The organism is Pseudoxanthomonas suwonensis 11-1, from assembly GCF_000185965.1.
GTDB lineage: Bacteria > Pseudomonadota > Gammaproteobacteria > Xanthomonadales > Xanthomonadaceae > Pseudoxanthomonas > Pseudoxanthomonas suwonensis_A.
This window is the reverse complement of the sequence record NC_014924.1, coordinates 450,065-461,684: the sequence shown is the minus strand read 5'-3', so window position 1 is coordinate 461,684 and position 11,620 is coordinate 450,065. Positions and strand designations below refer to the sequence as shown.

9 protein-coding genes are annotated in these 11,620 nt (G+C 72.3%); 4 read left to right on the top strand and 5 right to left on the bottom strand.

The annotated features are described in order from the left end of the window. Positions 1–8: 8 nt before the first annotated feature. The 3 genes from PSESU_RS02110 to PSESU_RS02100 all read right to left on the bottom strand — a co-directional run bounded on the left by PSESU_RS02110 (position 9) and on the right by PSESU_RS02100 (position 1,522). Positions 9–206: a zinc-finger domain-containing protein gene (locus PSESU_RS02110; RefSeq protein ID WP_013534114.1), complete on the bottom strand. Its 198-nt coding sequence runs from the start codon at positions 204–206 to the stop codon at positions 9–11. A 102-nt stretch (positions 207–308) separates the two neighbouring features. Continuing rightward, positions 309–887: a YceI family protein gene (locus PSESU_RS02105; RefSeq protein ID WP_013534113.1), complete on the bottom strand. Its 579-nt coding sequence runs from the start codon at positions 885–887 to the stop codon at positions 309–311. Positions 888–934: 47 nt separating this feature from the next. After that, on the bottom strand, positions 935–1,522 hold the full coding sequence (locus tag PSESU_RS02100; RefSeq protein WP_013534112.1) for a malonic semialdehyde reductase: 588 nt from the start codon (positions 1,520–1,522) through the stop codon (positions 935–937). Between the two features lie 101 nt (positions 1,523–1,623). Between PSESU_RS02100 and PSESU_RS02095 the strand changes: the two genes are divergently transcribed. After that, entirely contained in the window at positions 1,624–2,583 is a 960-nt protein-coding gene (locus tag PSESU_RS02095) for a mitochondrial fission ELM1 family protein (RefSeq protein ID WP_013534111.1), read from the top strand. Here PSESU_RS02095 and glnE read toward each other — a convergent pair. Continuing rightward, on the bottom strand, positions 2,580–5,408 hold the full coding sequence (glnE, locus tag PSESU_RS02090; RefSeq protein ID WP_155942700.1) for a bifunctional [glutamate--ammonia ligase]-adenylyl-L-tyrosine phosphorylase/[glutamate--ammonia-ligase] adenylyltransferase: 2,829 nt from the start codon (positions 5,406–5,408) through the stop codon (positions 2,580–2,582). The genes PSESU_RS02095 and glnE overlap by 4 nt on opposite strands. Before the next feature lie 420 nt (positions 5,409–5,828). Next, positions 5,829–6,908: a 3-deoxy-7-phosphoheptulonate synthase gene (locus tag PSESU_RS02085; RefSeq protein WP_013534109.1), complete on the bottom strand. Its 1,080-nt coding sequence runs from the start codon at positions 6,906–6,908 to the stop codon at positions 5,829–5,831. 385 nt (positions 6,909–7,293) lie between these two features. Between PSESU_RS02085 and PSESU_RS02080 the strand changes: the two genes are divergently transcribed. The 3 genes from PSESU_RS02080 to PSESU_RS02070 all read left to right on the top strand — a co-directional run bounded on the left by PSESU_RS02080 (position 7,294) and on the right by PSESU_RS02070 (position 11,537). Further along, positions 7,294–7,863, top strand: coding sequence for an ECF-type sigma factor (locus tag PSESU_RS02080; protein WP_013534108.1), 570 nt, complete (start codon positions 7,294–7,296; stop codon positions 7,861–7,863). Continuing rightward, complete coding sequence (locus PSESU_RS02075) at positions 7,853–10,609, top strand: serine/threonine-protein kinase (RefSeq protein WP_013534107.1); 2,757 nt, start codon at positions 7,853–7,855, stop codon at positions 10,607–10,609. Before PSESU_RS02080 ends, PSESU_RS02075 begins: the two co-directional genes overlap by 11 nt. A 121-nt stretch (positions 10,610–10,730) precedes the next feature. Continuing rightward, entirely contained in the window at positions 10,731–11,537 is an 807-nt protein-coding gene (locus PSESU_RS02070; protein ID WP_013534106.1) for a hypothetical protein, read from the top strand. Positions 11,538–11,620 lie beyond the last annotated feature (83 nt).

Here is an 11,620-nt window from a genome sequence, read left to right as displayed (position 1 = left end):
GGCGGGGATCAGTCGACCAGCTGGTAGATGGCCGAGCAGTACGGGCACTGGGCGTGGCCGTCCGGATCGTCCTGGATCGGCAGGTACACGCGCGGATGCGAGTTCCACAGCGCCATTTCCGGCGTCGGGCAGCTCAGCGGCAGGTCCGCGCGGTGCACGGTGTAGCGCTTCTCGGCATTGGCGGGCGCGGCGGCGGTGGTGTTCATGGCGTGGGTTCGGGACTCTGCGGAAAGCCCAGCGATTCTACCAGCGCGATGCGCCGCGGGGCGTGCGCGGCGCCGGCCGGAGGGGCCGGCGCCGCGACGGGATCACTTGGCCTTGGCCGCGGTGCCCTCGGTGGTGATGCGCAGGGTCACCTCGTCGCCGACGTTGGGGGCGTAGGCGCCCACGCCGAAGTCGCTGCGCAGGATGGTGGTGGTGGCGTCGAAGCCGATCGCCGGGGCCTTGAGCATCGGGTGGTCGGCGGCCTTGTTGAGGGTCACGTCCAGGACCACCGGATGGGTCTTGTCCTTGATGGTCAGGTCGCCAGTGACCTTGAGCTTGCCCTCACCCGCGTCCTCGACCTTGGTGCTCTTGAACTTCGCGGTCGGGTACTTGGCCGCGTCGAAGAAGTCGGCGCTGCGCAGGTGGTCGTTGAACTTGCTGCTGAAGGCCTCCAGGCCGGACAGCGGCAGGGTCACCTCGACGCTGGAAGCGGCGACGTTGTCGGCGTCGTAGACCAGGGTGCCCTCGACGTCGCCGAAGTTGGCGAACGGATGCGAGAAGCCGAAGTGGCTCCACTGGGCCAGCACGTTGGTGTGGGTCGGGTCGAGGTTGTAGGTGACCGGGGCGGCGAACGAGGCGCCGGCGAAGGTGGCCAGGGCGGCGGCCAGCAGGATCTTGCGCATGGTGTAGCTCCTTGGGGTTTGCCGTTACGACTGCGAGGGTCGACGCCTCAGACGATGCGCGCGGCTTCGTCGAAGGACAGTCGCGGGGAACGCGGGTACAGGCTGGCAGGATCGCCGTGGCCGAGGTTGACCAGGATTTCGGACCTGATAGTGGTGCCAGCGAAGAACAGCTCGTCCACCTTGGCATGGTCGAAGCCGCTCATCGGGCCGGTATCCAGGCCCAGCGAGCGCGCGGCCAGGATCAGGTAGGCGGCCTGCAGCGACATGTTCAGCAGCGAGGGCTGTTCGCGGCCTTCGCGCGGGCCCTCGAACCAGGACTTCGCGTCCACGTGCGGGAACAGGTACGGCAGCTTCTCGTGGAAGTCGAGGTCGCGGCCGATGATCACCGTCACCGGCGCCGACATGGTCTTGGCGAAGTTGCCCTCGGACAGCGCCGGCCCCAGCTTGGCCTTGGCTTCGGGCGAGCGTACGAAGACGAACCGCGCCGGCGTGGTGTTGGCCGCGGTCGGGCCGAGCTTCAGCAGGTCGTAGAGCTGGCGCAGGGTGTCGTCGCTGATCTCGCCGGAGAAGGCGTTGTAGGTACGGGCACTGCGGAACAGCTGGTCGAGGGCGGCATCGTTCAACGGTTGGCTCATGTCTGGCACTGTCTTGGCGGCATCCGGCCGCGGGTGGCCGCAGTGTAGAGTGTTGCACCAGCGCTTTGCCAAACCCGGTCCGGAACGAATTGGTGTCGCTTATGGAACGGAACGCGCCCCAACTGGCCTGGCTGCTCACTGACGGGAACGCTGGCAACCTGCGCCAGGCCGAAGCGCTGGCCGGTGCGCTGGGCCTGGACTCGCCACGCCTGCCCGAGCTGGAACCGCGCGCGCCCTGGCGCTGGCTGGCGCCCCGCCGGCTGCCGGGCGCGCGCCACGCCTTCGGCCCGGGACTGGCCCGGGAACTGGTCCGCGGCCCGCCGCCGGCGCTGGCCATCGGCTGCGGCCGCCAGGGCGCGCTGGCCGGCCGCCTGGCCCGCGAACGCGGCGCGCGCGCGGTGCAGATCCTCGATCCGCGCATCGACAGCCGCCACTGGGACCTGGTCGTGGTGCCCGAGCACGACCGCCTGCGTGGCGGCAACGTGCTGACCCTGCTGGGTAGCCTCAATCCGGTGGACGACGCCTGGCTGGAACGGGCACGGCAGCAGTTCCGTGCCCTGTTCTCGCTACCCCAACCGCGCACCGCCCTGCTGCTGGGCGGCCCCACCCGCCAGGCACCGTGGACGCTGGACATGCTGGACGTGACCCTGGAAGCGTTGCGCGCGCAGGTACGCGGGGAGGGCGGCAGCCTGCTGGCCACGGTCTCGCGGCGCACCCCGGCGGAGGTCTCGGCGCCGCTGCATGCGGCCCTGCGCGGGATACCGGGCATGGCCTGGGACGGCGGCGGCGCCAATCCCTATCCGGGCCTGCTGGCCTGCGCCGACCGCATCGTCTGCACCCCGGACTCGGTGAACATGCTTTCCGAGGCCTGCGCCACCCGCGTGCCGGTGCATGTGGTCGCGCCCGGACTGGCACGCGGCCGTAGCGCGGTTTTCCTGGGCGCGCTGCTCGAGCGCGGCCGGGTGCGCCCACTGGACGCCGGCTTCGAACCGTTCGCGGCCACGCCGCTGCGCGAGACCGCCAGGGTCGCCGCCGAGGTGCGGCGGCGCCTGGATCTCTAGGCTTCCGGATCGAACACCAGGCCCTGCGCGGCCACTGCCGCCGTGACCCGTGCGCGCTGCGCATCGAGCGCCTCGTCGCTGGCGACCAGGCGCGGGCGCCGGTCCAGGGTGCAGCCCAGGCCGGCCTCGACCAGGGCCGAGTGCGCCTGGCGCAGCGATTCGACCATGTCCGTGTCGAGCACTCCCTCGCTGGCCAGCGTGGCCAGCAGCCGCGGCGTATCGCGCGGTTCCAGCAGCGCGGCGCAGCCGGCCGCCTCGCGCAGCACCAGGTACTGCACCAGGAACTCCAGGTCGACCAGGCCGCCAGCGCCCTGCTTGAGGTCGAAGCGCGCGGCGTCGCTGCGGTCCAGCTCCGCACGCATGCGCCGACGCATGCTGGCCACATCGGCCGCCAGCGCGGCCGCATCGCGTGGCCTGGCGAGGGTCTCGCGGCGCACCTGCCCGAAGTCCGCGCCCAGGCTGGCATCGCCGGCGACCATGCGCGCGCGCACCAGGGCCTGGTGTTCCCAGGTCCAGGCGCGGTGCAGCTGGTACTCGGAATAGCTCGCCAGCGAGGACACCAGCAGGCTCTTGCCGCCGTCCGGGCGCAGCCGCATGTCGGTCTCGTACAGGCGACCGGCGCTGGTCACCGCGCCGAGCAGGCCCACCACCTTCTGCGCCAGGCGCGCATACCAGCGGCCGGCCTCCAGCGGGCGGCGGCCGTCGGACACGGCCTCGCCATCGGCGTCGTACAGGAACACCAGGTCCAGGTCGGAGCCGAAGCCCAGCTCGCAGCCACCCAAACTGCCGTAGCCGACCACGGCGAAGCGGCCTCCCTCGATGCGACCGTGCGCACCGACGACCTCGCCCTCGGCCATGGCCAGCACCTGCGCCACCACCGCGTCGGCCAGCCAGGCCAGCTGGCGCACGCTGTCGACCGCCGGCTGGCGATGGTCCAGCGCGGCCAGGGCGATGCGGAAGCTCAGCGCCAGCCGCACCTCGTTGAGCGCACGCAGCGCGGCCTCGGGATCGCCGTCGCCGCTGTCCACCGCGGCGGCGCAGGCCTGATGCATTTCCGCCGCATCCGGGATGGGCCCGGCCACGCGCACGTCAAGCAGTTCGTCCAGTAGCAGCGGATAGGCGGCAATGCGCTCGGCCAGCAGCGCGCTGCGCGCAAGCACGTCGACCAGCCGCCCCAGCGCGCTGGGCTGTTCGTCCAGCAGGGCCAGGTAGCTGGCGCGGCGCAGGATCGACTGCAGCAGGCCGAGCAGGCGCCTGAGCGCGGCATCCGGCTGTGCCGAACGCGCGGCCGCGCCCAGCAGCGCCGGCACCACCCGGTCCAGGCGACCGCGTGCCGCATCCGACAGCGCGCGCACGCCATTGCTGCGGGCGAAATCGCGCACGGCGGCATCCGCGCCGCCGGCATCGTTGAAGCCTGCATCGGCCAGCACCGTGGCCTCGCCGGCCTGCGGCAGCAGCCGCCAGTAGCCTTCCAGCGCATCCGGCGCGGACTGGCCGCGACGCGGGACCAGCAGCGCATCGAATTCGGCCGATACCCGGGCGCGGCAGGTGGCCAGTGTGGCGGCCAGTGGCGCCCAGCCTTCGTAGCCCAGGGCCACGGCGATGCGCTCGCGCCCTTCCTCATCCTCCGGCAGCGAATGCACCTGGGCATCGGCCAGCATCTGCACCCGGTTCTCGAGCCGGCGCAGGAAGCGGTAGGCCTCGGCCAGGGCGGCGCCGTCCTCCGGCGCGATCTGGCCGCCCTCGACCAGCGCCTGCAGCGCGAGCAGCAGCCGCCGTCCGCGCAGCGCCGGCTCGCGGCCGCCACGGATCAGCTGCAGCGACTGCACCAGGAACTCGATCTCGCGGATGCCACCGCGGCCGCGCTTGAGGTCATCGGCCATGTCGCGGCGCTGCATCTCGGCCACGATCGCGGCCTTCATCGCGCGCAAGCCATCGAGCGCGGTGAAGTCCAGGTAGCGGCGGTAGACGAACGGACGCAGGGTCTCCAGCCAGGCCTCGCCGGCGGCGATGTCGCCGGCGACGGTGCGCGCCTTGAGCCAGGCGTAGCGTTCCCAGTCGCGGCCCTCGCGCTGGAAGTACTGGTCCATCGCCGCGAACGACCACGCTACCCGCCCGGCATTGCCGAACGGGCGCAGGCGCAGGTCGACGCGATGGCAGAAGCCGTCGGCGGTGACCTCGTCCAGCAGCTTGGCCAGGCGTTGGCCCAGGCGCGCGAAGTACTCCTCGGCCGCCAGCGAACGGCGGCCGTCGGAGTCGCCGTCGTGGGCGTAGGCGTAGACCAGGTCGATGTCGGAACTGAAGTTCAGCTCGCCGCCGCCCAGCTTGCCCAGGCCGAACACCACCAGCCGCTGCGGGTTGCCGGCCGGATCGCGGACCACGCCATGGCGCTCGGCGAACTCGCGCTCCAGCGCCTCCAGCGCGATGGCCAGGCACTGCTCGGCCAGCTCGGTGCTGCCAGCGAGGGTCGCATCGACATCATCCAGCCCGAGGATGTCGCGCCAGACCAGCCGGGTCGAGGCGGCGGCGCGGTAACGGCGCAGCACGCCGGCCCATTCGGATGGCTGCAGCGGATCGAGCACGGGAAGCGGCAGCGGCGCCGGATCGTCGGCTGCCAGGTGCTCCAGCAGCGCCGGCTGGCGGCGCAGGGTCTCGATCGCGAAGTCGCTGGCAAGCCCGACGCGTGCGACGCGTCCGGCCAGATCGGCCTGCTGCAGCAGTTCCGCATGCCGCGGCGAGGCGGCGCGCAGCAGGGAGAGGGCCCGGTCGGCGAGGCGTTCGCGCAGTCCGGCCGCGGTATTCGGAGAAGGCGTGGGATCGGTCATCGCCACGGATTGTGGCATGCGCCAAAGCGGGCTCCGGCCGGATGCCGGGCATAAAAAAGCCCGCTTGCAGCGTACTGCCAGCGGGCCTGCTCCCTCCCCCACGTCGGGATGCGCGGCCATCGTGAAGAGCCCCCGAAGGCATTGCACGCTGCACTGCAAAACAGCACCGCCGGGTTCACGAACGCCGATATATCAATGGGTTGGCTGAATACGGCTATTCCCCGGGGTGATACCGCTATCACGCTACCCGGAATGGTTCATCGACCAGTTCCGGCGGGACTCAGCAGTTCGTGCAAACCGGCGGATTTGGCCCACGAACCTGAACGAGATGCGCAGAATTGCTTGCAGTGGCATCGCCCCCTGCCGCCCCAGGGCGGCGGCAGGACCGACACTCGACACCCCGGCATCGGCGGCAGGACCTCAGGCCGCCTCGTTGCGCTCCACCGGCAGCGCGCGACGACGGCGCACCGCCTCGGCCAGCCGCTCCAGTACCGCGACCGATGCCTCCCAGCCGAGGCAGCCGTCGGTGATGCTCTGGCCATAGACCAGCGCGCGCCCGTCCACCGGGTCCTGGCGGCCACCGACCAGGTGGCTTTCCACCATGACGCCGATGATCCGCCGCTCGCCGCCTTCCAGCTGCGCGGCGATGTCCTCGACCACGGCCGGCTGGTTGTCCGGGTTCTTGCCGCTGTTGGCGTGGCTGGCGTCGATCATGATCCGCGGCGCCAGGCCCGAACGCTCCAGCACCTCGCTGGCGGACTGCACGCTGGCCGCGTCGAAGTTCGGCGCCTTGCCTCCGCGCAGGATCACGTGGCAGTCCGGGTTGCCGGCGGTGGCGGCGATCGCCGAGCGGCCGTCCTTGGTCACGGCCAGGAAATGGTGTGGATGCGCCGCCGCCATCACCGCGTCGGCGGCGATGCGCACGTTGCCGTCGGTGCCATTCTTGAAGCCGACCGGGCAGGACAGGCCGGAGGCCATCTCGCGGTGGACCTGGCTCTCGGTCGTGCGCGCGCCGATCGCGCCCCAGGCGACCAGGTCGGCGACGAACTGCGGCGAGATCGTGTCCAGGTATTCGCAGCCGGCCGGCAGGCCGAGGTGGTTGATGTCGCGCAGCAGGCCGCGGGCGATGCGCAGGCCCTTGTTGATGCGGAAGCTGCCGTCCAGGTCGGGGTCGTTGATCAGGCCCTTCCAGCCGACGGTGGTGCGCGGCTTCTCGAAGTACACGCGCATCACGATCTCCAGCGCGTCGCCGAGGCTGTCGCGCAGCGGGCGCAGGCGGCGTGCGTATTCCATCGCCGCCTCCGGGTCGTGGATCGAGCACGGACCGATCACCACCGCGAGGCGGTCGTCGCGGCCGTGCAGGATCGCGCCCAGCGCATGGCGCGCGTCGGCCACGGTCTGCGAGGCCCGGTCGTCGCAGGGAATCTGGGCCAGCAGCTCGGCCGGGGAAGTCAGTGGCTCGAGGCTGCGGATGCGGAGGTCGTCGGTGTGCGGGGGCATGGTGTTTCCATCTCTGGTTGCGTGGGGCCTGCCCAGCGTGGCGGCAACAAAAAAGCCGCCAGGTTCGCTGGCGGCTTTCGGGGTGTGTCCGGTTGAACTTCAGGACGCGCGTACCCCTTCCTCCGCCTGTGGGCTCGGAAAGCAGTACCAGAAGTAGTAGGAAGCGCGCGGGATGTTCACGGGGCCATTGATAACAGCCGTTTCCGGGCCGCGCAACCGTTACAGCGGCAACCCGCGTGGCGGCGGTGGACGCGACTGTGACCGGTGCCGCATCCGCGCCGGGGCATGGCCGGGCGATCACGGGCATACTCGGCCCGGGCCGGCCGGGGCGCATGCAGGCCTGCGATGGCCGGCTCCAATGACTGGGCAACCGGGGAACGCCCGCGTGACAGACCCTGACATCACCCGATTGCTTGCACTGGCCCGCGACGGCCAGCCGGGGCGCTTCTCGGCGGTGTTCGAAGCGCTGTACCCGCAACTGGTCCGGCTGGCCAATTCGCGGATGCGCGGCAACGAGGCCACCATCACCCCGACGGTGCTGGTGCACGAACTGTACCTGCGCATCACCCAGGGAACACCGCTGTCGCTGCGCGATCGCGAGCATTTCTTCGCGGCCGCGGCGCGGGCCATGCGCTGGATCCTGGTCGAGCACGCACGGGCACGCGGCACCGCCAAGCGCGGCGGTGGCCAGGTCGCGGTCCACCTGGACGACCACCTGCCCGCCGGCGGCCCGGCCCTCACCGACCTGCTGGCGCTGGACGCCGGCCTGGACGCGCTGGAGGCGATCAGCCCGCAGCGACGCCGGGTGGTGGAGCTGCGCTGCCTGGCCGGGCTGGAGTTCGCCGAGATCGCCGCGCTGCTGGCAGTGTCCGAGCGCACGGTCTATCGCGAATGGGAACGTGCGCGTGCGTTCCTGCAGGTGATGCTGGAGGACGAGGCCGCCCATGGACCGTGAGCAGCTGGCGCACTGGCAGGCCGCCGACGCGCTGTTCGACCAGTGGCTGGACCTGGACGAAGACGCGCGCGAGGCATGGCTGGCGGCCGTGGACGCGCCGGACCCGGTCAGGCGCCGGCTCGGGCAACTGGTCGCCGCGCACCGCGCCGCGGAGGCGCCACGGCCCCCGGCGACGGACGCCCTGGCCGGACGCCGGCTCGGCGACTGGTCGCTGGAGGAGGAGATCGGCCGGGGCGGCATGGCCATCGTGTACCGCGCCCGGCGCGACCAGGGCATCGCCCGCCAGCACGCGGCGCTGAAGATCCTGACCCTGGGCACCCTCGGCAGCGACGGCGCCGGGCGCTTCCGGCGCGAGGCCGGGATCCTGGCCCGGCTCAACCATCCGCACATCACCGCGCTGGTCGACTCCGGCGTGGCCGACGACGGCACCTGCTGGCTGGCGATGCCGCTGGTGGACGGCCAGCGCATCGACCACTGGTGCCAGTCGCAGGCGCCGGACGCGCGCGCCATCGTGCAGCTGTGCCTGCAGGTCTGCGATGCGGTCGCCTACGCCCACCGCAACCTGGTGATCCACCGCGACCTCAAGCCGTCCAACGTGCTGGTCGAGGCCGGTGGCCACGTGCGCCTGCTCGATTTCGGCATCGCGCAGTTCGCCGACGGCGGCGGCGAGCGCACGCAGACGGTGTGGCGCGCACTCACCCCCGGCTACGCCGCCCCCGAGCAGCTGCGCGGCGATCCGCCCGGCACCGCGATGGACGTCTACGGCCTGGGCGCCCTGCTGCACCGCCTGCTCACCGGCCGCACCCCGCAGGCCGCGGCCGCCGGTGGCGAGACCACCCGCCCCTCGCTGCTGGTGCGCGCGGCCTCCGACGCCTACCACCGCCACTACGTGCCGCTGAAGAGCGACCTCGATCGCGTGCTGCTCAAGGCCCTGGCCGAGGAGCCCGAGCAGCGCTACGCCACCGCCGACGCGCTGGCCGACGACCTGCGCCGCTGGCTCGACGGCCGCCCGGTGCTGGCGCAGCCCCCCGGCGCCGGCTACCGCCTGCGCAAGTTCATCCTGCGCAACAAGGGCGCGGTAGCCGCGGGCGTGCTGCTGGCGGCGAGCCTGGCCGGCGGCGTCGGCGCGACCCTGTGGCAGGCAGGCCAGGCGCGCCGCGAAGCCGAAATCGCCCGCATCCAGGAACGGCGCGCGACCGCCGCGCGCGATTTCATGGTGCAGCTGTTCGAGGCCAACGACCCCAATGCCTCCATCGACGGCCCGCTCACCGCGCGCGACCTGCTCGACCAGGGCGCGCACCGGATGAGCGGCGCCTTCGGCGACACGCCGGCGCTGCGCGCGGAGATGCTGGTCCTGCTCGGCGACCTGTACCGGAGGATCCAGGAACTGGACGCCGCCGAACCGCTGCTGGCCGAGGGCATCGCCCTGGCCGGGGAAACCGGGGATCCGGTGCTGGTCATCCACGCCAGGTTGGGCAAGGGCCTGCTGGACGCGGCGGCCGACCGCCATCTGGAGGCATTGGCCGAATTCGATGCCGTCGAGCGCGCCCTCGAGGGACTCGGCCAGGTCCCCGGGGACCGGCACGGCCAGCTGGTGATGCACCGCAGCCGCGCGCTGACCGACGTGGGCAAGGTCCCCGAAGCGGTCGCCTATGCCGAGGCTGCGCTGGCGCGCGCGCGCAGCGAGCCGGCGCTGCCGCCAGAGGCGATGTTCTTCTACCTGCGCGCGCTGGCTGCGGCCCTCTCCGTGCAGGGACACGAGCAACGCGAGGAGGCTCTGCTCGAAGAAGCGCTTGCCTTGCAAAGCCTGGACAAGCTCGCGCCAACCGAACGGCTCCCGGTGCACGCCAGCCTGGCGGGCGCGGCCCTCGGGCGGGGGGACCTGGAAGCGGCGCTGGAGCGGTCGTCGGAAGCACTGGCGCTGGCTCGCAGGGTGTACCTTCCGGACCATCCCGCGCGCGCCTCGCTGCTGGACCTGCACGGCATCATCCTGACCCACCTGGCGCGGTTCGACGAAGCCGTCGAGGCGATCACCGAGTCGATCGCGATCCGGGAAGCCTCGCGTTCCCAGGGCTCCTCCCTCGCCGCCGCCTACAACAACCTGGCACTGGCGCTCGACAATGCCGAACGCGATGCCGAGGCCGAACCGCACATGATCCGCGCCATGGAGCTGGCAGGCGAGGTCTTCGGGAGGGACGATCCGCGCTACGCGATCGCCGTCGCCAACCTCGGCAACCTGTACCGCCAGTCCGGGCGCCACGACGAGGCCGAGGCGCTGCTGGACCAGGGCCTGCGCATGCGCCGCGAAATGCTGGGCCCGGACCACCCCTACGTCGCCATCGGCCTGGTGCAGATGGCGCGCCTGCGGCTGCGGCAGGGCCGCGCCGCCGAGGCGCTCGTGCTCGCCGGGCAGGCCAGCGCGATCTACCACGACGCGGAGCACAAGGATCCCCGCCGGCTGGCGTCCACCGACGAGGTGCGCGCCGTGGCGCTGGCGGCGCTCGGCCGGGTGGACGAGGCCGAAACCCTGTTCGAGCAGGCCATCGCCGATGCGCGTGCCGCCGGCGTCGACAACGGCGTCGAGTGGCCGCGGGTGATGGCCGCGCGCGCCGAACTGTACGCCAGGCACCGTCCGGCGCACGCGAAGGCCGCGGTCGAAGACGCGCTCCGGGCGCACCTGGAGATCTATGGCGAGTCGCATCCGGGCACCCTGCGGATGCACGAACTGGCCGCCACGCTGCGCTGAGTGCCGGTACCGGACATTCCGCCGGCACCCCCTGTCAGTCCGCGGCCACGGTTCGCGTGGATGACGTGCCCGGCCTTGCGGACTGGCCCGGCCCCCGTCCCGTTCCGCCGAGGCAGTGCCGATGTCCATCCTCCCTCCAGGCCCGGTTCTGCAGCGCGTCGGCCTCCTGCTCGTGCTGCCCGCCGCGCTCGCCGGCTGCGATGCCACGCCTTCGGCGCCCGCCATGGCCGGACCGGCCGGCGCGCCGCTGGCCGAGGCGATGGAGGCGTCATGGGGCCGCCTGGATGAAGCATCGCGGCAGGCCACGTCCGCCCCTTGCGACACGGCCGCCGCCATCAGCCTGGCCCTCGACGGCTGGGTCAACGGGGTCGAGGCCGCCGGCCTGCGATCACGTTTCGCCACACAGGCGGCCATCGCCCGGCACCGGGCGCAGTCGATCCAGCAGCGCTGCACGGACGCTACCGCACCGGCGACGGCCGCCGCGCCCGTCCGCCAGGCCCCGTCGGCCGATGCTCCGCGCCCTGCGCTGAGCGACGCGGTGATCGACGCCTACGTACGCGGCATGGACGAGGAGATCGCCCTGATGCGCGCCAGCGGCAACCACTTCGTCTCGCTCTCCGCGCACGATGCCCAGGGCCGGCAGGTGGCCGCCGCGGCCGGGCTCGCGCCCGCCGATTACCGCCGCGTGCGCGATGCACTGCAGAAGCTGCTGTACGAGGACATGCTCCATGCGCGCTATGCCGGCACGGAGGGCCAAGCCCGCCTGTCGCGCCTGGAGCGGCACAAGCGCGACCACGCGCTCGAGGTGCTGGCGCGCGATCCATACGCGCCACTGTCGGCGGACGAACGCGAAACGGTGCAGGCACGGATGGCCGCCCTGCGGCCGCTGTACACGCGCTACATGGAACTGGCCACGGTCGGCGACTGAGCCGGCGGCGCACGCATCCATCCCGTCCGTGCCGGCGGCCCGCGGCGGCGGCGCCCTCGGCCGACCTGGCCGGCGCGCCCACC